Origin of the sequence: Streptomyces sp. SCUT-3 (genome assembly GCF_014083985.1) — a bacterium.
Lineage (GTDB): Bacteria > Actinomycetota > Actinomycetes > Streptomycetales > Streptomycetaceae > Streptomyces_H > Streptomyces_H thermolineatus.
The window spans coordinates 5,277,655-5,297,006 of sequence record NZ_CP046907.1 but is presented as its reverse complement, the minus strand read 5'-3'; the positions used below and the strand labels follow the sequence as shown (position 1 = coordinate 5,297,006).

The following is a 19,352-nucleotide window of genomic DNA, read 5'->3' as shown; positions in this document are numbered from 1 at the left end:
GACGGGCCGGGCGCACGCCGCGTGATGCCGTGCGCCCCCTCGACTCCGCCCGGCGGCCCCCGGTCCGTGACTAGGCTGGTCGCGCAGCGTTCGCGGGTGTGCCGCCGGGGCCTGCCGGGAATGCTGTGCGCAGGTGTGCGCTCCGGCGAACCGGTTCGGCGCGCACAGGAGTTGACGCAGGGTCCGAGGGGCCGGCTCCGGGACACCGGGCCGGGCGTTGGTGAGGAAGATGGGGGCGGCCTTGTCCGCGACGATGTTCGACTTCAGTCCCGGGGCGGAAGTCCCGGTGGCGGGCGGCGCGGGCGGGACCGCGCCCACCCAGGCGCTGGCCTCGGCCGCCTACCGGGACTCCCCGGTCGACGAGCTGACGGCCGCCAACCCCGACGCCAAGTTCTCCGGAGCCCGCTACAGCCTCCTCGTCCCCAACCTCGGCGAGGCGTTCTCCCGCGCCGTCCAGAAGCGGCTCCTCGCCCCCGGGCGGCCGGAGATGGTCCAGGCGTTCGGCATCGACCCGAAGGCCGTCGTCGACCACTGCATGGCGGCCTCCCGGATCCGCCGCGAGCGCGACTCCCGGCTGACCGCGGTCATGCTGGCGTGCGCGGTGCTCTTCCTGCCGGGCACCCTGGTGTGGCTGGGCGCCTTCCAGCTGCGCAGGATCCTCGCTGCCAAGCGCACCGGGCCGGGCGCGGGCGCGGTGGGCGGGGTCGTGCTCTTCGTGGTGGCGATGTTCGCCGCCCTGTTCCTGCTGGTCCCGCCGTTCACCGGCTTCTGGTCGCTGTACTTCCGCCTCGTCCTGGTGGCCCCGGTCGCCGGCTGGCTGCTGGCGAAGCAGATCTGCGAGCGAACCGCCAGGGTGCTGCGGGAGCGCTGGAGCGGCGTGCTGGCCGGTTCGGGCGCGGCCACCGTGCCCGAGGCCGTTCCCTCCAAGCCGAACGACCACAAGGCCGAGCAGCTGCGCAAGGAGTACGTCCGGCTCGGCGCCGAGCAGAACAGCAACGTGCTCTTCTACGCCGGCCGCAAGGGGATCCTCGGCATGGGCCCGCGCTGGGGCGTGTGGCAGATGGCCGAGACCCTGGAGCCGCGCCCCGGCACCGGGAGCATCGACCCCTTCCGCAGCTGGGACGTGGCGCGCGCGATCCAGGACCGGCTGACGCAGCTGGACCGCGGACCGCTGCACACCGGCGGCTTCCCCAAGCCGGACGTCCGGCACTGGGTGGTGGTGCCCGTGGGCGAGGGCGCCGACAAGATCGAGCGGCCCACCGGCTCGGAGACCGAGGCCTACTCGGTCAAGCCCTTCGAGGTGCAGCGGATCTGCAACGAGCAGCACTTCGACAACGGCCCGCGGCACTACCTGGGCGTGCAGTTCGTCCTGTACGACGGGAAGCTGGTCAACAACCTGCTGGTCAACATCTCGGTGCTGTACAACACCCTGCGCGTGGAGATCAGCGCCTACTCCCTCGGCCCGGTCTCCGGGAAGCTCACCGGAGGGCCCTCCGCCAAGACAAAGTCGGTGGACAAGGCGTTCAAGCCCTGGGAGAAGCGGACCGTCCAGCTGCCGCTGGTGGACATGGACGAGGTCGTCCGGCTGTCGGTGCGGGCCCCGTTCACCTGGTTCCCGCACATCCTCGACGAGATCGGCGGCAAGCTGGCGCTGCCGGAGCCGTTCGGCCTGCGCCACGCGTGGACCGAGACCCCCTGGAACCACCGCTTCATGGCCGACGACGCCCTGCGCGCCGTCACCCCCGTGCTGCGCGCGGTGCACGCGGCCACCGTCGAGGTGCTGCACGAGCACGGGGTGAACACCGACAAGTTCGCCCTCGGCGGGGCGCCGGACGCCAAGCCCGGCAAGACGGACGACTACGGCCTCTGACCGCGACCGCCGGCCGCCGGGGCGGGGTGCGGCGGCACGCGGCGGCCGGCACGCGGCGGCGGGCAGGGCCGTCGCCGCGTGCCGCTACTCGCCGCTGCCCGCGGCGGGGGCCGGCCAGGCGTCGGCGAGCATCCTGCGGGTGTCGCCGAGCAGCTGCGGCAGCACCTTGGTGTGGCCGACGACCGGCATGAAGTTGGTGTCCCCGCCCCAGCGCGGCACCACGTGCTGGTGCAGGTGGGCGGCGATCCCGGCGCCGGCGACGGATCCCTGGTTCATCCCGATGTTGAAGCCCTGCGCCCCGGAGGCGGTGCGCAGGGCGGTCATCGCGCTCTTGGTGAGCTCGCCCAGCTCCACCGTCTCGTCGTGGTCCAGGTCGGTGTAGTCCGCCACGTGCCGGTACGGCACCACCATCAGGTGCCCGCCGTTGTACGGGTACAGGTTGAGCACCGCGTACACGTGGGTGCCGCGGGCGACGACCAGGCCGTCCTCGTCGGACTTCCCCGGGATCGTGCAGAACGGGCAGCCGTCCTGCGCGCCCGGACCGGTCGGCTTGTTCTCCCCCTGGATGTAGGCCATGCGGTGGGGCGTCCACAGTCGCTGGAAGGCGTCCGCCGTCCCGACACCGATCTGCAGTTCCGGCTCACTGGTCATGCTGTGCAGCATAGGACCCGCGGGCCCCGTCGCGTGCCGCCGGGGCGACGGCCGGGGGCGGGGACGGCCCCGGGACGCGGGAGGGCCCCGGGGCGGATCGCCTCCGCCCCGGGGCCCTCCCCCGCGTTCCGCGCGCGGGCCGCGCGTCAGACCTGCACGCGGTCCTGCACGGCCTTGACGATCTCGGCGACCGCCTCGTCGACGGGCACGCCGTTCTTCTGCGAGCCGTCGCGGTAGCGGAAGGAGACGGCGCCGTTCGCCATGTCCTCGTCGCCCGCGATGACCATGAAGGGCACCTTCTGCTTCTGGGCGTTGCGGATCTTCTTCTGCATGCGGTCGGAGGAGGCGTCGACCTCGACCCGGAGCCCGGCGGCACGGGCCTTCTCGGCGAACTCCTGCAGGTACGGCACGTGGGCGTCGCCGATCGGGATGCCGAGGGCCTGGACCGGCGCCAGCCACGCGGGGAAGGCACCGGCGTAGTGCTCGAGCAGCACGCCGAAGAAGCGCTCGATGGAGCCGAACAGCGCCCGGTGGATCATGACGGGCTGCTGCCGGGAGCCGTCGGCGGCGGTGTACTCCAGGCCGAACCGCTTGGGCTGGTTGAAGTCGACCTGGACGGTCGACATCTGCCAGGACCGGCCGATGGCGTCCTTGGCCTGGACCGAGATCTTCGGCCCGTAGTAGGCGGCGCCGCCCGGGTCCGGGACCAGCGGCAGGTTCTGCTTCTCGGCGGCCTGCCGGAGCGCCTCGGTGGCCTCCTCCCACTCCTCGTCCGAGCCGATGAACTTGTCGGAGTCGTCGCGGGTGGACAGCTCCAGCTCGAACTCGGTCAGGCCGTAGTCGCGCAGCAGGTCGAGGACGAAGGTCAGGAGCGTGTCCAGCTCCTCGGGCATCTGCTCCTTGGTGCAGTAGATGTGCGAGTCGTCCTGGGTGAAGCCGCGCGAGCGGGTCAGGCCGTGCACGACGCCCGACTTCTCGTACCGGTACACGGTCCCGAACTCGAACAGGCGCAGCGGCAGCTCGCGGTAGGAGCGGCCCCGGGACTTGAAGATCAGGTTGTGCATCGGGCAGTTCATCGCCTTGAGGCGGTAGTTCTGCTCGTCGAACTGGATGGGCGGGAACATGCCCTCCGCGTAGTGCGGCAGGTGCCCGGAGATCTCGAAGAGGCGCTCCTTCGAGAGGTGCGGGGTGTTCACGAACTCGTAGCCGGAGACCTCGTGCCGGCGGCGGGAGTAGTCCTCCATGACCTTGCGGATCACGCCGCCCTTGGGGTGGAAGACCGCGAGGCCGGGGCCCAGCTCGTCGGGGAAGGAGAACAGGTCGAGCTCGGCGCCGAGCTTGCGGTGGTCGCGCTTCTCGGCCTCGACGAGGAAGTCCAGGTACGCCTTGAGCTCGTCCTTGGACGGCCAGGCGGTGCCGTAGATGCGCTGCAGCTGCGGGTTCTTCTCGCTGCCGCGCCAGTAGGCGGCGGCCGAGCGCATCAGCTTGAACGCCGGGACCAGGCGGGTGGTCGGCAGGTGCGGACCGCGGCACAGGTCCTTCCAGCACAGCTCGCCGGTCTTCGCGTCGAGGTTGTCGTAGATGGTCAGCTCGCCGGCGCCGACCTCGGCGGACGCGCCCTCGGCGGCCTCGGCCGCCGAGCCCTTGAGCCCGATCAGCTCCAGCTTGTACGGCTCGTCGGCCAGCTCCTCGCGGGCGGCCTCGTCGGTGACCGCGCGGCGGGAGAACCGCTGCCCGCGCTTGACGATCTCCTGCATCTTCTTCTCGATGCGCTTGAGGTCGTCCGGGTGGAACGGCTCCTTGACGTCGAAGTCGTAGTAGAAACCGTCCTTGATGGGCGGGCCGATGCCGAGCTTGGCCTCCGGGAACAGTTCCTGCACCGCCTGCGCCATGACGTGCGCGGTGGAGTGCCGCAGGATGTTCAGGCCGTCCTCGCTGTCGACGGCGACCGGCTCCACCTCGTCGCCGTCGGCGACCGGGCGGGCCAGGTCCACCAGCTGCCCGGCGATCCGGGCGGCGACGACGCTGCGGTCCCCCTCGAAGAGGTCGGCTGCGGTGGTGCCCGTCGTCACCACGCGCTCTTCCCGCTCGGCGGAATCGCGTTTGATGACCACACGGACGTCTGACACCGGATCTCTCCTGACTGGAAGCACGCGCGACAGCGGATGCTGCGCAACGGCAATCGTACCGATCCGGGCCGACCCGCGGCGAAGCGACGGAGCGGGAGCACCGGGGATGCGGGCCGGCACCCTGGCCTGCCAACTCCTGAGCCGCCGTCAGCCGGGCCGGGCACGAAGGCGACCGGGAGCGGACCGGGTGCCGGGGACGTGCAGGAAGACGAGGAAGCCCCGGACACTCGGTGGCGTCCGGGGCTTCCTTCGGGGCGTGGGCGATACTGGGTTCGAACCAGTGACCTCTTCGGTGTGAACGAAGCGCTCTCCCACTGAGCTAATCGCCCCTGCGGTTCGTGCCGTCCGGGGTCTCCCCCGGCACGACGTGAACAATACAGGGATCACGGCGCGGTGTTCAAACGGCGCCGCCCGCGGCACGTCCGCCCCCCGGCCCCGCCGGTGCGTCCCGGCCGGTGCGTCCCGGCGGGGGCGCTCCGCGCCGGGACGGGGTACTCAGAAGACCCTGAGTACCCCGCGTCATGCGGCGCCCCCGCCCGGGGAGGACACTCGGCCGGTATGAGCACCGTCCCGCCGCCGTCCCCGTCCCGCTGCCCCGGGTGCGGCGCGCCCCTCCCGCCCGCCGGCAGCCCGGCCGCCTGCCCTGCGTGCGCGCTGCGGCTCGCCGGCCCGGAGGCCGCCGAACTGTGGCACGTCGACACCGCGTTGGCCCGCATGGACGCCGAGCGAACCCGCCTGCTGACACGGCGCGCGCAGTTGCTCGCCGCCCTGCGGACGCCCGGCCCGCCGGCCGCCCCCGGCACCGCTGCCCCCGTCCCCGCTGCCGGTCCTGCCGCGGTCGGCCCCGCGCGGTGGGCGGGTCCGGCGCGGACTCAGCGCGAGACCTCGGCGCCCACCGTGCAGAACCTGCTGCTCGCCCTGGGCGGGGTGCTGCTGGCGGTGGCCGCGGTGGTCTTCACCGTCGTCAGCTGGGGCAGCATGGGCATAGCCGGCCGGGCCGCGGTCCTCTCGGCCGTCACCCTGGTCGCCCTGGGCACCCCGGTGCTGCTGCTGCGCCGGGGCCTGGCCGCGACGGCCGAGGTCGTCGCCTGCCTGGCCCTGGTGCTGCTGTTCCTGGACGCCTACGCACTGCACGCGGTCGCCCTGCCGCACCTGCCGGGCACGGGGTACGCGGCCGGCGCCGCGGCGGTCCTCTCCGCCGGGTGGGCCGGGTACGGCGCCCTCACCTCGCGCCTCGCCCCGGCCGCGACCGGGACCGGGACCGGGACCGGGGGCAAGGAGACGGGGAAGAGCGCGGGCGGAACGGCGGCCCCGGCCGCGGGGCCCCGGGCCCGGCGCGGGCTGCGGCTGCCCGCACCGGTCGCCGTGTGCCTGGCGCAGCTCCCGCTGCCGTTGTGGGCCCTGGCCGCCGGGGCGGACGCCGCCGGCTGGGCCGCGGCCCTCCTCGGCACGGCCGCCGCGGACACCGTCCTGGCCTTCCGCTCCGGCGGCAGGGCGGTGCGCACCACCGCGGCGGTCACGGCGGTGGTCTCCGGCGGGCCCGCGCTGCTCACCGCCGCGGCCGTGGTGGCGTCCGCCGGGACGCTCGCCGGGAGCGCCCGAGGCGGCGGTCTGCTCCTCGCGGGGGCGGCGGTCGCGCTCGGCGCCGCGTGGCGCCTCGTGCTGCGGCCGCAGCGCGCCCCGGAGCCCCCGGCGCCCGGTGCGGGCGTCCGGCCGGCCCCCTGGCAGGCGCCCTCCGGCCCCTCCGCTCCGTCCGGCCGGACCGGCGCGCCGGGAGTGCCCGGCCTCCCGGGCCCGTCCGGCGTTCCCGGTGCGTCCGGCGTTCCCGGTGCGCCCCGGGCCTCCGGGACAGCCGGTGCCCCCGGGCGGTGGAAGGCCGCGGGCCTGCCGGCGGGCGCACCGGGGGCAGGCGCCTCCGCCGTGGCCGCGCGGCTGCTCTCCGGCACGGCGGGGCTGGCCGTGCTCGTGGCGTGCGGCGGCTTCACCGCCCGTCTGACGCCCCCGGGCCTGGACGTGACCGCCGTCCTGGGGTGGGCGGTCGCCCTCCTCGCCGCCGTCGCACTGCCCGCCGCCCGCGCGGGGCTGCCCCGGCCGGTCCGCGGGGGCCTGGGGTCGGCCGCGGCCGCGGTGCACGCCCTGTGCGTGCTGCTGGTGCTGCCGCTGACGGCCGCCGCCCTGCTGGGGCCGCTCTCCTGGGCCGGGGACCCGTGGAGCGGCGCTCCGCGCGGCGCGGCGCGGGCCTTCACCTCCTCGGGCGCCGCATGGGTCGAGGCCCGGGGCTGGTCCGTGTCGGTGCCGGTGGTGCTGGCGGTGACCGCCGCGGTCCTCGCCGCGGCACGCCGGTTCCTGCCAGCGGAGGCCGCGGGGCCTGGCCCGGCCGCCGCCGGGGAGGGTTCCGCCCCGCCGCCCGGCGCCCGCGCCGCGGACCTGCGCACCCGGGTTCCCCGTGCCGCTGCGGCCCGTACCGCCGCCGGCTGCGGCGCCGTCGGCTTCGCCGCCGGGGCCGCCGGGGTGCTGCCGGTGGCGCTCGACCTCCCGTACGCCGTGGCCGTGGTGCTGCTGGTGGCGCTCGCGGCCGTGGCGCTGTCCGCGGCCGCGGTCCTGGAGGCGACCGGCCCGGCCCGGGCCGCGTCGGCCTCGGGGGCGGTGCTCGCCGTCACGGCCGCGGCCTGGTCCCTGGCCGAGCGGCCGATGACCCACCTGGCCCTGGGCCTGCTGCTCGCCGTGTTCGCCGGGACGGCGCTGCTCTCCCCCCGCACGGCGCCCCGCACGGCCCCCCGCACGGTCGGTGCCCCGGCCGCGGTGCTCTGCGCCGCCGGGCTGGCCTGGGCGGTGCCGCTGGGCCTCGGGGCGGCCGCCCACCAGGCGGCGTTCGCCGTCCTCGCGGTGGCCGCGGCGGGCGAGTTCCTCGCACTCCGCCTGCGTGCGCAGCCGGCGGGGCCCGCCGTGGAGTGCGCGGCCGGTGCGGTGGCCGCGCTCGCGGTGGCCCTGGCCGCGGGCGACGCCACGGCCCTGGCCACGGTCCTGGCGCTGGCCGGCGTGGTGGCGGGCGGCGTAGCCCTGCGCGAGGACCGGCGGCGGGCGGCCTGGGCCGCGACCGCCCTGCTGGTGGCGGCGAGCTGGGTGCGCCTGGCGGCCTGGGACGTGGAGGCCCCGGAGGCGTACACCCTGCCGGTGACCGTGCCCGCCCTGCTGGTCGGCGCGCTGCGGCGGCGCAGGGACGCCACGGCCTCCTCGTGGACGTCGTACGGGCCCGGCCTGTCGGTGACCCTGCTGCCGAGCCTGGCCGCCGCCTGGGGCGACGCGCACTGGCTGCGCCCGCTGCTGCTCGGCGCCGCCGCCCTCGTGGTGACGCTGGTCGGCGCGCGCCACCGGCTCCAGGCCCCGCTGCTGCTGGGCGGTGCGGTGCTGGCGCTGGACGTGCTGCACGAGCTGGCCCCGTACGTCGTGCAGGTGGTGGACGCCCTGCCGCGCTGGGTGGTCCCCGCCCTGGTCGGCCTCCTGCTCCTGGCCCTGGGATCACGGTACGAGCAGCGGCTGCGCGACGCGCGCCGGGTGCGGGCCGCCCTGGGCCGGATGCGCTGACCCTCGCCGTGCCGGGGCACCGCGGCGGCGTCCCGGCAGTGCGGGGGCGACGGGCCCGGCACGACGACGAGGGGCCCGGAAGCCTTGCGGCTTCCGGGCCCCTCGGTCCGGGTGGGCGATACTGGGTTCGAACCAGTGACCTCTTCGGTGTGAACGAAGCGCTCTCCCACTGAGCTAATCGCCCGGGTGCGGGGACAACACTACCGCACCCGCGGGCCTGCTCCGCACGGCCCTACCAGGGCATACGCAGGCCCATCTGCTGGACGTAGATGCCCACGCCCGCGGCGATCAGCACCAGTCCCACGATCAGGACGATCGTGTTGCGCCGCCGCACCCGGGGGTCCAGGGCCTTGCCCGCCGCCTTCTGGGCCTGCTTCTTCGTCCAGCGCAGCACCCGCTGCGCCCAGACGAACTCGGTGCCCAGTACGGCCAGCCCGAGGAAGATCGCCACCCAGCCCGGCCCCGGCAGCACCAGCATGGCCAGGCCGGCGACGATGATGGCGACCCCCACCAGGAAGACGCCGATCTGCCAGGTCATGTGCAGCGCCGGATACCGGCGGACGATCAGTGGCGCGCGCGAGCCGTGGACCTTCTCGATCTTCGCCACCCCCTCGACCTCCTCGGGCCTCCCCGTCTCGGTTTCTCCCACAGGCACCACCCGCCGATCACTCTCCGCAGTCATGCCCCAAACCTACCGGAGGGGCGCCATCACCGGAACGGCGGTTGCGTCCCAAAGGAGTACTGGGCCGGACGAGGTACCCGAAGCCCGGCAATCGTCTCAGAGGGGTTTACAACGTCCCCGCAGGTGGCATGTCGATTTCGCCGACGTGCGAATCCCCGAGCGCACACTGAGCGAAAGGCCCTGGCGCTTATGAACACCACGGTCAGCTGTGAGCTGCACCTGCGCCTCGTTGTGTCGAGCGAGTCGTCACTGCCCGTGCCCGCGGGCCTGCGGTACGACACGGCCGATCCCTATGCCGTGCACGCCACCTTCCACACCGGTGCCGAGGAGACGGTCGAGTGGGTCTTCGCCCGCGACCTCCTGGCCGAGGGGCTGCACCGCCCCACCGGCACGGGCGACGTCCGCGTCTGGCCGTCGCGCAGCCACGGCCAGGGGGTGGTCTGCATCGCCCTGAGCTCCCCGGAGGGCGAAGCACTCCTGGAAGCCCCCGCCCGAGCCCTGGAATCGTTCCTGAAGAGGACCGACGCCGCCGTTCCCCCCGGTACCGAGCACCGCCACTTCGACCTGGACACCGAGCTCTCCCACATCCTCGCCGAGAGCTGACGGTCCCCCGGCGGTCTCGCCGCCGCCGGCCACGGACCACCGCTCGTTGCCGTCCTACTCGGGGGTACGGCTCGAGTCGGGCCACACCGGCAGTCGCCGGGGAACCGCCGCCGTGCGGGCACGGCGGCGGTTCCGGCACGGCCGGGGGCAGGATCGCGCGGGTGTCGGCGCACGGCGGACAACGGACGCGGACAACGGATAGAGTCGCGGGTCGACGTTGCCCGAACGGCCAGGGAGCCGCCCGTGCTGATCAGCCACGACACCCGGTGCGCCCTCGACTGCGTGGTGGACCTGCTCAACACCGCACCCGAGTCCGGCGGAGGCGACCTGCTCACCGACGTCGGCGCGCTGAGGGAGTTCGTGCGGAACAACCGGATCAGCGACGTCGGAGTGCTGGACGAGACCGACCTGAAGGCGGTGCGCGGGCTGCGCGAGCGGTTCGCCGAGGTGCTCCGGGCCGACTCCGACCGGGAGGCGGCCCGGCTGCTCAACACCATGGTGGCCGCGGCGGGCACCACCCCCCGGATCACCGACCACGACGGCTACGACTGGCACGTGCACTACTTCGCCCCGGGGGCCTCCCTCGCCGACCACCTGGGGGCGGACTGCGGCATGGCCGTGGCCTTCCTGGTCGTCGCCGGGGAGCGGGAGCGGCTGCGCCGGTGCGAGGCCCCGGACTGCCGGCGGATCTTCGTCGACCTGTCCCGCAACCGCTCGCGCCGCTACTGCTCCAGCCGCACCTGCGGCAACCGTCTCCACGTGGCGGCCTACCGGGCCCGCAGGCGGAGCGCGGCGGTCCCCTCCCCCGCGGGCCCGGGGGCCTGAACCGGCCCGGTCGCGGCAGTGGGCATCACAGCAGGAGCATGTCGTAGGCCGCTCCGCAGAACAGCAGGCTGCTGATCACGCCGAGGAACAGCATCAGGGGCGGTTGGGAGAGCGCGAAGAGGCACCCGCGCGGCTCGTCGTTCATTGAACTCGGCCTTCGGTGTCATGGGATGTGCGGTGCGGAGGGCCCGGGTGCGCCGCTGCGGGCGGCGGGCGGTGCCCTTCCGCGCCGCATCATGGCCCAGCCGTGATCACCCGGTGAAACGGCCGGCCTCCCCCCGGGGCGACCGGCCCGCACGGCGGGCCGGCACCGCCCGCCCGGGGCCGCCGGTCGTCCGGCTCAGATTCCCCTGCGCCGCAGGATCTCCTCGATCTCCTCGAACCCGGCGAGAGGATCATCGTCCTTCGGCGCCTTGCGCCCCGGTTTCGGCGCGGATTCGGCCGCGGGGCTCGCGCCGCGGCCCAGCGCCTGCGCGGAGGCGCCGGGGGCGGCCGTCACCGCGCCCGCGCCCCGTTCGCCCGCGGTGCGCCGTGCGGTGCGCCGCCGTCCGACGCGGCCCGCCGTGTACAGGAGCACCGAGACCGCCAGCACCGCGAAGCCCGCCCACACGCCCGGGTCCAGGACCAGGTCCGCGGCCCAGCGGCCGAGGGCCGAGACGATCCGGCTCGCCACCGAGACCAGCCCGGTCAGGTAGAGGCCCACCGGGAGCAGGGCCACTGCGGCGATCCGCGCCGCCGCGGAGAAACGCCTCCGCCACGCGGTGAGCAGGGCCACCACCAGGCCCGCCGCGGACAGGGCGACGCACACGGTCGAGGTCAGCACGGCGGACCCCCTTCTCCGCAGCCGGCGGCTGCGCGACTCGCGGACACCCGGACCTCCCGACCCCCGTGGACAGTGCCTTCCTCCATCCTGCCCCGCGGGCGGGCGCCGACGCCACGGCGGACCGGGAATGGACCAGGAACGGGCGAAGCGTTCCCGGGGGGCGAAGGGCACGCCGCCGGCTGGGAGACTTCCTTCCATGAGTGAAGCCAATCCCCGTCCCGTACTCCTCGAGATCTGGTGCGACCTGCAGTGCCCCGACTGCCGCAGCGCACTGGAGGACCTGCACGCCCTTCGCGCCCGCTACGGCGGCGCCCTGGAGATCCAGCTGAGGCACTTCCCGCTGGAGAAGCACAAGTACGCCTTCGCCGCGGCGCAGGCGGCCGAGGAGGCCGCCGTGCAGGGGCGCGCCTGGCCTTACGTGGAGGCCCTGCTGGCCCGGGTGGAGGAGCTGGCCTCGCGCGGGGAGGATGTGCTGGTAGAGACCGCCCGCGACCTCGGCCTGGACGCCGGGGAACTGGAGACCTCGCTGATCGACGGCCGGCACATCCTGGTGGTCGACACCGACCAGGCGGAGGGGAAGGCGATGCGCATCGCGGGGACTCCGACGTACGTGGTCGGCGGGCAGGTCCTCGACGGCAGCAAGAGCCAGGAGGGCCTGCGCGAGCGGATCGAGCAGGCCGTCGACGGCCTGCTCGGCCGGGGGCCGGGGGCCTGACCGGGCGGGGCCCGTCCCCGCGCCCGGCGGGGCCGCCCCCGCTCCCGGCGGCCCGGCGGCCCGGCGGCCCGCGGGGTCAGAGCAGCCGTTTGGAGAAGTGGTGCGCGGTCACCGCGTAGCCGAGCGACTCGTACAGCCGCACCGCCGGGGTGTTGGTGGCGAAGACGTTGAGCTTCAGCTCCCGCTCCCCGGCCTCGGCGCAGACCCGCTCGGCGAGCAGCATCAGGGTGCGGCCGTGGCCCCGGCCGCGGTGCTCCTCGGCCACCTCCACGTCGTACACCCACGCCGGTTCGTGGGGCAGGGCGGCGTTGCGCAGGCGGACCCACAGGTGTCCGACGTCGGTGCCGTCGTGGGAGAGGAGGAGCAGCGCGGTGTCCGCGGTGTCCGGGCCGTCGGGCAGGAGCACGGCGTGGTCGCGCACCGCCTTGGCCTCCGCCTCGGCCCGGGGCACGCCCGCCCCGACGAGGCTGTCGGCGTAGCCGGCCCGCGCGTGGGCCGACCAGGCCGGGTAGTCGGCCGCGCCGAGCGGGCGGGCCCGGCTCCCCGGGGGGAGGGCCGGCGGCTCGGCGGGGAGCGCCTTGATCATGTTGCGGGCGCCCTCCGTGTAGCCGAGGGCGGCCGCCGTGCCGAGCGCGGCGCCGGCTCCCGCGGGCACCGACGCCTCGACGCGGACGCAGCCCCAGTCGCGCAGCACCTCCTCCGCGGCCAGCACCGCGACCGTGCCGCGGCCGCGACGGCGGTCGGGGGCGTCGACGTGCAGGCCGGACAGGAGGCCCGTGAGGCCTCCCGCCTGCGGTTCGGCGGAGACGGCGACGGCCCCCGCCGGACGGCCGTTGACCATGATCTCGAAGCGGCGGGAGCGCCCGCCGCCGGGAAGGCGTTCCTCGGGCCCCGAGGGCCGCAGTGTGGTGGTCATGCCCGCGTTCTACCCCTCTTCACGGGCCGGCGTCACGCGGTTTCCGGCGTCACGCGGTCCCGCCGGGCGGACGGGCGCGGTCCGTCACGGGTCGAGGTCGGCGCCGCTGCGCTCGTCGAAGACCCGCATCGCCTTGGCCGTGACCGGGCCGGGGGCGCCCGGCAGTTCCCGGCCGTCGACGAGGCGGACGGCCTGCACGTCGCGCAGGGTGGAGGTGAGGAAGACCTCCTCGGCCTGCTGGAGCACCTCCAGCGGCAGGTCGGCCTCCTGGGCGCCGGTCCACTCCAGGACCAGTTCGCGGGTGATGCCGGCCAGGCACCCGGAGGCGAGCGGCGGGGTGAGCAGCCGGCCGTCCAGGACGACGAAGACGTTGGAGCCGGTGCCCTCGCACAGCCGCCCGGCGGTGTTGCCGAACAGCGCCTCGCTCGCCCCCGCCCGGCGGGCGTGGGCCAGGGCGACCACGTTCTCCGCGTAGGAGGTGGTCTTCAGGCCGGTGACCGCGCTCTTCTCGTTGCGGGCCCACGGGGCGGTCACCACGGCGGTGGTGGCCGGGCGCGGGGCGGCCTCGCCGAGTGCGACGACCAGGGTGGGGGCGGCGTCGCCCCGGTCGGAACCCAGCGGGGAGACCCCGCCGGTGCAGGTGATGCGCAGCCTGCCCAGCGGCAGCGGGTTGTCCTCCACGACGGCGGCGCAGGCCCGGCGCACCTCGTCGAGGTCGGGCTCGGGAAGGCCGAGGCCGCTCGCGGAGCGGGCCAGGCGGTCGAGGTGGCGGGTGAGCGCGAAGGCGGCCCCCTCCACGACCTTGACCGTCTCGAAGACTCCGTCGCCGACCGTCAGCCCGTGGTCGAACACGGAGACGGTGGCGCTGCCGGCGTCACGCAGGCCGCCGTCGATCCAGATCCTCACCGAGGGGTCCCTTCTGCCAGGTCTGTCGGTTGGTGTGCCCCAGACGCTACCCGCAGCAGCCGGGACGCCTTCAGCTCGGTCTCCTCCCACTCGCGCTGCGGGTCCGACCCCCAGGTGATGCCGGCGCCGGTGCCGAAGCGCAGCTGCGGGCCGCCGGGGGCGGCGCGGTCGACCCAGAAGGTGCGGATGCCCACCGCGATCTCGCCGGTGCCGCGGTCGGCGTCCACCCAGCCGACGCCCCCGCAGTAGGGCCCGCGCGGGCCGTTCTCCAGGGCGGAGATGATGCGCAGGGCACTGGCCTTGGGGGCTCCGGTGACCGAGCCGGGCGGGAAGGTGGCGGCGAGCAGTTCGGGCCAGCCGGCGTCCTCGCGCAGCCGGCCGCGCACGGTGGAGACCAGGTGGACCAGTCCCGGGTGCTGCTCGACCGTGCACAGTCCCGGGACGGTGACCGAGCCGGTCTCGCAGACCCGGCCGAGGTCGTTGCGGACCAGGTCCACGATCATCACGTTCTCGGCGTGGTCCTTCTCCAGCAGGTCGGCCGCGGTGCGGCCGGTGCCCTTGATGGGGCCGGAGGTGACGGTGCGGCCGGCGCGGCGCAGGTACAGCTCGGGCGAGGCGGTGGCGATCTCCACCCCGTGCGCGGGCAGGCGGACCGTGCCCGCGTGGGGCGCGGGGTTGCCGGCGGCCAGGTGGGCGGCGAGCGCGTCGACGTCGGCCGCGTCCGGGTCCGGCAGGGGCGCGGACAGCACCCTGCACAGGTTGGCCTGGTAGACCTCGCCGGCCGCTATGTGCTCGCGGACGCGGCGGACCCCGGCCGTGTAGGCGGCGCGGTCCAGGGAGGAGATCCACTCGTGCGGGGCGGGTCCGCGCCAGCGGCCGGGCGGGGGGACGGGCGCCGGCCGCACGTCCCCGAAGCGGGCGCAGACCAGGCGTCCTTCGAAGTCGGCGACGACCGCCCAGAAGCCGGTGGACTCCAGTGCGGCGGGGTCGTCGGTGACGTCCCGCAGGTCGGTGGCGACGCGGCCGCCGAAGCGGGCGAGGGGGGCGAGGTGGGACACGTGGTGAGTGTAGGACCGGCGCCGGACGGGCACTTCGGGCGGCGTCCGCCCGGCACCCTGCGGAAACGGAATTTGAGCTGGCCCGAGAATCCGCTAGAGTTCAACACGTCGCCGGGGCACGGAAGTGACCCGGAGAGTGACACACGCGGACGTGGCTCAGTTGGTAGAGCATCACCTTGCCAAGGTGAGGGTCGCGGGTTCGAATCCCGTCGTCCGCTCGAAGGAGGCTCCCGGCCTCCGGTGGTGGAGTGGCCGAGAGGCGAGGCAACGGCCTGCAAAGCCGTCTACACGGGTTCAAATCCCGTCTCCACCTCTGCGAAGTCCCTCGGGGCTTCCACGGACGATTAGCTCAGCGGGAGAGCGCTTCCCTGACACGGAAGAGGTCACTGGTTCAATCCCAGTATCGTCCACTCGGCGCGATTAGCTCAGCGGGAGAGCGCTTCCCTGACACGGAAGAGGTCACTGGTTCAATCCCAGTATCGCGCACTCGGGTCCTCACGGGCCCTGCCTTCCCGGACGATTAGCTCAGCGGGAGAGCGCTTCCCTGACACGGAAGAGGTCACTGGTTCAATCCCAGTATCGTCCACCACCGAAAGCCCCCGGCCGATCCGGCCGGGGGCTTTCTCGTGCTGTCGCAGTGTCCGGGGCCGGGACCGTGCCGGGCCCGGCCCGACACGGTGGGTCCGGGTCGGGGCGGGGGCCGGTTCCGGGATGTTCAGGAGGAGAAGAGCATCCGGCCGAAGCTGCGGTGGCCGTGGTGACCGTGGTGGCCGTGGTGCTGGGCGCCCCAGGCGGGCGGCGGCGGAGCGGCGTGGCCGGCCGGGTACGCCTGCGGGGCCGGCGGCGGGGCCTGGCCCGTCCACTGCGACTCGAGGCGGGTCAGCGCCTCCAGCTCGCCGTAGTCGAGGAAGATCCCCCGGCAGCCGTTGCACTGCTCGATCTGCACGCCGCTCCGGTTGTAGGTGTGCATCGGCGCATGGCACTTGGGGCACTGCATCGCTGTGCTCAACTCCTTCTGTCGCCTGCTGGCGTCACCCTAGAGGACATCGGGAGGGGCCGCGGCGGTTCCCATCCGGGCGCAGGCGTCCACCAGGCACTGCTCGACCTCGTCCGGGTCCCGGCCGAGGTCGGCGGCCCGGGCGAGCGCCAGTGCCGCCGACTGCACCGTCAGGGCGCGGGCCGGGGCGTCCAGGCGCGGCCACGGGTCGCCGTCCGCGGGGACGGCAGGCCCGCCCGCGAGGCGGTAGGCGTGCAGGAAGCGCCCCCACTCCTCGGGCGCAAGCAGACCGGTGGCGTACCAGGAGGCCGGGCGGGCCAGGTCCCAGGCCGGGTCCCCTGTCCCCAGGTCGTCGACGTCGATGAGCAGCCACCGGCCCCCGGGCCGGGGGTGCCTGACGAGCTGTCCGAGGTGCAGGTCTCCGTGGCACAGGAACTCCGCCGGGGGCGGCGCGGCCTGTGCGCGGGCCCAGGCGGGCAGCAGGGCGTGGGCCGCCAGCACTGCCCGGGAGGCCGGCGTCGGTGGCACGGCCGCGCGCATCCGGTGCAGGGCCCGGGCCACCTTGTCCGGGCCGCGCATCGGCGGCAGGGGTCCGGGCAGCGCGTCGACGGGGGTGCGGTGCAGGCGGGCCAGCAGGCGGGCCGCCTCCTCCCACGGCGCGGCCCCGGGGTCGTCGCGGTCGACCGGTACGCCCCGGGGCCACACGGTCACCGGCCGCCCGTCCAGGACGTCGTGCAGGGCGGCCGGGGCGGCGGGGACGGCCGGGGGCCGCCCCTCGCGGGGCGGCGGGACCGCCACGGCCGGGGCCGGGGCCGGTCCGGGTTCTTGCGGCGTGCGCGGCGGCGGCAGCGGGGGCAGCAGGACGCCGTGGAGCAGCGGGTGGGCGGCGACCGCCAGCCGTGCCTCCAGGGCGGAGCGGTCACTGTCGGCGGCGTGGGCCTTGGCGACGACGTCCCCGCTGCCGACGACGATCCCGTCGTCACGCTCGGCGAGCAGGGCCGACCGGGGCTCCCCCGACACCGCCCGGGCGAAGGCGCTCAGGCGCTCGGCGACGCTGCTGGTGCTGGTGCTGGTGCTGCTATTGGCGGTGCCGTCCACCGGCACAGTCAAGCACGGGGCCGGGTGCCGTCCCCACGGTTCCCGGACGCCGGGGCCGGCCGCCGCAGGCCGTTGCCGGGGCCGTTGCCGGGGGCGTTGCCGAGGAGGGGCCGCCGGTCAGCGTCCCAGCAGCCCTGCCACGGAGGACGCCTGGACGACCACGGCGTCCCAGCCGCCGAAGGCGACGGTCAGCAGCACCGCGAGGGGCATTGCCATGGCCACGGCGACCAGCGGGTGGCGGGTTCCGCCGGGCCGGGGGCCGGGGAGGAGCCCCGGCCGTCCCGTGCTCCGAGCTGCTGCCGCGGTCGTCCGGCCGCCCATCGTCTGCTCCGATCAGTCCTTCGTCGTGGTGCGGCGGGCGGACTGCCTCGGGGGACGAGCGTTCCTCCCGCCGCGTGGGACCAATCTAGGAGCCGGGCGGGGAGCGGTCGTCATGCCCGCGTACCGCTTCCGCGCCTCCCCGGGGATGAGGGCGGGCGGGCCGGCGTACTCCCCTGGGTGGAGAAGGGGCGTCGGTGCGTACCGGGGTGTCCCCCGGGTGTTCCCCGAGGCGGCCGTCCGGGACGGCCGTCCCGGGATGCGGCCCCTTCCGGGGCCGTCGGGCTGTCAGTCGAGTGCGCGCAGGAAGCGGGCGGCGACCGGGCCCGCGTCCTTGCCGCCGGACCCGCCGTCCTCCAGGAGGACGGAGAACGCCACGCCGTCGCGGAAGCCGATGATCCAGGCGTGGGTGCGCGGCGGGTCCGCGTCGCCGTACTCGGCGGTGCCGGTCTTGGCCGCGGGTGCGCCGGGCAGGTCCTTCAGCGCCCTGCCGGAGCCGTCGGTGACCACGGCCCGCATCAGCTCGCGCAGCCGCTTCGCGACGGTTGCGCCCGGCCCGGGCGCGCGGTGCTTCTCCTTCACGGCCGCGGGGACGAGCACCGGCTGGTGGAAGCGGCCCGACTCGACGGTGGCCGCCACCGAGGCCATCACCAGGGGGCTCGCCTCGACCCGGCCCTGGCCGATCATGGCGGCGGCCTCGTCGTTGGGTCCGGACGGCTCGGGGACGCTGCCGTCGAAGCCGGCCGCGCCGACCTGCCACGGGCCCCCGATGCCGAACTTCGCGGCCGCGGCGGTCAGGGCCCCGGCCGGAAGCCGGTCCCGCATGCCGATGAAGCCGGTGTTGCAGGAGTGGGCGAAGTCCTCGCGGAAGGTCGTGCCGGTGGGCAGCTCGAACTCGGCCTGGTTCTCGAACCTCTGGCCGTTGACGGTGACGGTGCGGGGGCAGGGCGCGTCGGTGTCCGGGGAGACCCCGGCGTCCAGCAGGGCCGCTGCGGTGACCGCCTTGAAGGTGGAGCCGGGGGCGTAGCGGCCGGTCAGGGCGCGGTTCCCGCCGTCGGCCGGGGTGTCGGCCACCGCCAGGACCTCGCCGGTGGCGCTGCGCAGCGCGACCAGGGACGCGTTGCCGTCGAAACCGGACAGGGCCGCCTCGGCGGCCTTCTGCACCTCGGGGTCGAGCGTGGTGCGCACCGCCGCGCCGGCCCGGGGGCGGTGCTCGTACACGGTCCTGCCGGCCTCCTTTGTGGCCTCGTCCACCACGACGACGGCGGCGCCAGGGGTTCCGGCGAGCTGCTTCTGGTAGCGGTGCTGCAGGCCGGTCGCGCCGACCTCGTCGGTGGGCGCGGCGTGCCGCCCGGCGTTCTCCAGCGTCTCGGCGGTGGCCGGCTGCACCAACCCGACCAGCGGGCGCGCCGCGGCGGCCAGCGGCCTCGTGGAGTCGCGGAACTGCAGGCCGGGAACGGCGGTGAGGGTGTCGCGGACGGAGCGGTAGACCGCGTCCCGCAGGGTGACCACGGGGACGGACCGGTCGGGGTCGGCCGCCTCGACCCTCTTGCGCAGCGCGCCGGTGTCGATGTCGGCGCCGAGCGCGGGGTCGCCGAGCGCGGCGTAGGCCCGGTCCGGGTCGGTGAGCTTCGCCGGCCAGATGCTGACCGCCCACACCGTGGACCGGGGGGCCAGGTCGCTGCCGTCCGCGGCGAGGACTCCGGCCCTGGGGGGCGTCAGCCGCTTGCGGACCAGGTGGTCGCGCGGGCCGAGCCCGGGGTGGAGGAGCGTGCGCTCGAAGCGGATCCTCCAGCCGTCCTCGCCCTTGTGCACCCGGGCCGAGGAGCCGTACGTCCAGGTGCCCGCGCCCCGCAGGCCCAGGGAGGCCCGGAAGGGGACGAGGGCGGTCGGGCCGTCCTCGTCCCCCTGCGGCTCCTGCGGGTCGAAACGGGCGGAGGTGATGTCCAGCTCGCGCTCCAGGCGGGCGAGTTGGGCGCGGGCCTGCACGGGCTCGTCGGTGAACCCGGCGGCGGCCGCCTCGTCCCCCGCGGCCCAGGCGTCCAGGAAGCCCCGCACCACCGCGTCGGGGCCGTCCTCCTGTGCGCCGCACCCGGTCGTGAGCGCCGCGACGAGTGCGGCGGCGGTCACGGCGGCCGGAATCCCGTGGTGTCGCACGGCGCCCTCTTCTCCCGGT

At 75.4% G+C, this 19,352-nt stretch carries 16 protein-coding genes and 7 tRNA genes; 10 read left to right on the top strand and 13 right to left on the bottom strand.

Annotated elements, in window-relative coordinates:
- The first annotated feature begins 241 nt into the window (after window positions 1-241).
- On the top strand, window positions 242-1,870 hold the full coding sequence (locus tag GQS52_RS23355) for a hypothetical protein (RefSeq protein ID WP_330166922.1): 1,629 nt from the start codon (window positions 242-244) through the stop codon (window positions 1,868-1,870).
- An 84-nt stretch (window positions 1,871-1,954) separates the two neighbouring features.
- On the opposite strand, the gene GQS52_RS23350 is transcribed toward GQS52_RS23355, so the two are convergent.
- The 3 genes from GQS52_RS23350 to GQS52_RS23340 form a co-directional block, all read right to left on the bottom strand.
- Complete coding sequence (locus tag GQS52_RS23350; protein ID WP_182315289.1) at window positions 1,955-2,533, bottom strand: HIT domain-containing protein; 579 nt, start codon at window positions 2,531-2,533, stop codon at window positions 1,955-1,957.
- Between the two features lie 134 nt (window positions 2,534-2,667).
- Window positions 2,668-4,650, bottom strand: a complete 1,983-nt coding sequence (gene thrS / locus GQS52_RS23345) for a threonine--tRNA ligase (RefSeq protein ID WP_182315288.1) — start codon at window positions 4,648-4,650, stop codon at window positions 2,668-2,670.
- A 257-nt stretch (window positions 4,651-4,907) separates the two neighbouring features.
- A tRNA-Val gene (locus GQS52_RS23340) sits at window positions 4,908-4,979 on the bottom strand.
- 229 nt (window positions 4,980-5,208) lie between these two features.
- Here GQS52_RS23340 and GQS52_RS23335 point away from each other — a divergent pair.
- Window positions 5,209-8,235, top strand: coding sequence for a collagen-like protein (locus GQS52_RS23335; RefSeq protein WP_220472787.1), 3,027 nt, complete (start codon window positions 5,209-5,211; stop codon window positions 8,233-8,235).
- A gap of 112 nt (window positions 8,236-8,347) precedes the next feature.
- Here the strand turns inward: GQS52_RS23335 and GQS52_RS23330 are convergent.
- A tRNA-Val gene (locus GQS52_RS23330) sits at window positions 8,348-8,419 on the bottom strand.
- Window positions 8,420-8,467: 48 nt separating this feature from the next.
- Window positions 8,468-8,917 (bottom strand): TIGR02611 family protein, encoded by a 450-nt coding sequence (locus GQS52_RS23325; protein WP_182315287.1) that lies wholly within the window; start codon window positions 8,915-8,917, stop codon window positions 8,468-8,470.
- A gap of 189 nt (window positions 8,918-9,106) precedes the next feature.
- On the opposite strand from GQS52_RS23325, the gene GQS52_RS23320 reads away from it, so the two are divergent.
- Window positions 9,107-9,520: an SsgA family sporulation/cell division regulator gene (locus tag GQS52_RS23320; RefSeq protein WP_003959770.1), complete on the top strand. Its 414-nt coding sequence runs from the start codon at window positions 9,107-9,109 to the stop codon at window positions 9,518-9,520.
- A 243-nt stretch (window positions 9,521-9,763) separates the two neighbouring features.
- Window positions 9,764-10,345, top strand: a complete 582-nt coding sequence (locus tag GQS52_RS23315; RefSeq protein WP_182315286.1) for a CGNR zinc finger domain-containing protein — start codon at window positions 9,764-9,766, stop codon at window positions 10,343-10,345.
- A 340-nt stretch (window positions 10,346-10,685) separates the two neighbouring features.
- Here the strand turns inward: GQS52_RS23315 and GQS52_RS23310 are convergent, their stop codons facing one another.
- A complete protein-coding gene (locus tag GQS52_RS23310) occupies window positions 10,686-11,168 on the bottom strand; it encodes a hypothetical protein (RefSeq protein ID WP_182315285.1) in 483 nt (160 codons plus the stop codon).
- A 196-nt stretch (window positions 11,169-11,364) separates the two neighbouring features.
- Here GQS52_RS23310 and GQS52_RS23305 point away from each other — a divergent pair, with 196 nt between their 5' ends.
- Entirely contained in the window at window positions 11,365-11,883 is a 519-nt protein-coding gene (locus tag GQS52_RS23305; RefSeq protein ID WP_182315284.1) for a DsbA family protein, read from the top strand.
- A 76-nt stretch (window positions 11,884-11,959) separates the two neighbouring features.
- On the opposite strand, the gene GQS52_RS23300 is transcribed toward GQS52_RS23305, so the two are convergent.
- The 3 genes from GQS52_RS23300 to GQS52_RS23290 all read right to left on the bottom strand — a co-directional run bounded on the left by GQS52_RS23300 (window position 11,960) and on the right by GQS52_RS23290 (window position 14,763).
- Window positions 11,960-12,799 carry a GNAT family N-acetyltransferase gene (locus tag GQS52_RS23300; RefSeq protein ID WP_182315283.1) on the bottom strand — a complete coding sequence of 280 codons (840 nt, stop codon included), beginning with the start codon at window positions 12,797-12,799 and terminating at the stop codon, window positions 11,960-11,962.
- Between the two features lie 84 nt (window positions 12,800-12,883).
- A complete protein-coding gene (locus GQS52_RS23295) occupies window positions 12,884-13,705 on the bottom strand; it encodes an aminodeoxychorismate lyase (protein WP_182315282.1) in 822 nt (273 codons plus the stop codon).
- Window positions 13,702-14,763 carry a chorismate-binding protein gene (locus GQS52_RS23290; protein ID WP_182315281.1) on the bottom strand — a complete coding sequence of 354 codons (1,062 nt, stop codon included), beginning with the start codon at window positions 14,761-14,763 and terminating at the stop codon, window positions 13,702-13,704. The genes GQS52_RS23295 and GQS52_RS23290 overlap by 4 nt, the downstream gene beginning before the upstream one ends.
- Window positions 14,764-14,908: 145 nt before the next feature.
- Between GQS52_RS23290 and GQS52_RS23285 the strand changes: the two genes are divergently transcribed.
- From GQS52_RS23285 to GQS52_RS23265, 5 genes are all read left to right on the top strand, one after another.
- Window positions 14,909-14,981, top strand: a tRNA-Gly gene (locus GQS52_RS23285).
- Window positions 14,982-15,005: 24 nt separating this feature from the next.
- Window positions 15,006-15,076, top strand: a tRNA-Cys gene (locus GQS52_RS23280).
- A 25-nt stretch (window positions 15,077-15,101) separates the two neighbouring features.
- A tRNA-Val gene (locus GQS52_RS23275) sits at window positions 15,102-15,173 on the top strand.
- A gap of 4 nt (window positions 15,174-15,177) precedes the next feature.
- Window positions 15,178-15,249: transfer RNA gene (locus GQS52_RS23270), tRNA-Val, on the top strand.
- A gap of 28 nt (window positions 15,250-15,277) precedes the next feature.
- A tRNA-Val gene (locus GQS52_RS23265) sits at window positions 15,278-15,352 on the top strand.
- Between the two features lie 126 nt (window positions 15,353-15,478).
- On the opposite strand, the gene GQS52_RS23260 is transcribed toward GQS52_RS23265, so the two are convergent.
- The 4 genes from GQS52_RS23260 to GQS52_RS23245 form a co-directional block, all read right to left on the bottom strand.
- Window positions 15,479-15,760, bottom strand: a complete 282-nt coding sequence (locus GQS52_RS23260) for a zf-TFIIB domain-containing protein (RefSeq protein WP_182316671.1) — start codon at window positions 15,758-15,760, stop codon at window positions 15,479-15,481.
- 39 nt (window positions 15,761-15,799) lie between these two features.
- A complete protein-coding gene (locus GQS52_RS23255) occupies window positions 15,800-16,801 on the bottom strand; it encodes an aminoglycoside phosphotransferase family protein (protein WP_259371185.1) in 1,002 nt (333 codons plus the stop codon).
- A 174-nt stretch (window positions 16,802-16,975) separates the two neighbouring features.
- A complete protein-coding gene (locus GQS52_RS23250; protein WP_182315280.1) occupies window positions 16,976-17,179 on the bottom strand; it encodes a hypothetical protein in 204 nt (67 codons plus the stop codon).
- A gap of 285 nt (window positions 17,180-17,464) precedes the next feature.
- Entirely contained in the window at window positions 17,465-19,306 is a 1,842-nt protein-coding gene (locus GQS52_RS23245; RefSeq protein WP_182315279.1) for a penicillin-binding transpeptidase domain-containing protein, read from the bottom strand.
- Window positions 19,307-19,352 lie beyond the last annotated feature (46 nt).

What these genes read in the sequence shown, in the direction of transcription:
- GQS52_RS23350 (WP_182315289.1), bottom strand. Translation starts at nt 2,533, where the DNA reads ATGCTGCACAGCATGACCAGTGAGCCGGAACTGCAGATCGGTGTCGGG.
- GQS52_RS23335 (WP_220472787.1), top strand. Translation starts at nt 5,209, where the DNA reads ATGAGCACCGTCCCGCCGCCGTCCCCGTCCCGCTGCCCCGGGTGCGGC.
- GQS52_RS23325 (WP_182315287.1), bottom strand. Translation starts at nt 8,917, where the DNA reads ATGACTGCGGAGAGTGATCGGCGGGTGGTGCCTGTGGGAGAAACCGAG.
- GQS52_RS23320 (WP_003959770.1), top strand. Translation starts at nt 9,107, where the DNA reads ATGAACACCACGGTCAGCTGTGAGCTGCACCTGCGCCTCGTTGTGTCG.
- GQS52_RS23305 (WP_182315284.1), top strand. Translation starts at nt 11,365, where the DNA reads ATGAGTGAAGCCAATCCCCGTCCCGTACTCCTCGAGATCTGGTGCGAC.
- GQS52_RS23300 (WP_182315283.1), bottom strand. Translation starts at nt 12,799, where the DNA reads ATGACCACCACACTGCGGCCCTCGGGGCCCGAGGAACGCCTTCCCGGC.
- GQS52_RS23260 (WP_182316671.1), bottom strand. Translation starts at nt 15,760, where the DNA reads ATGCAGTGCCCCAAGTGCCATGCGCCGATGCACACCTACAACCGGAGC.
- GQS52_RS23250 (WP_182315280.1), bottom strand. Translation starts at nt 17,179, where the DNA reads ATGGGCGGCCGGACGACCGCGGCAGCAGCTCGGAGCACGGGACGGCCG.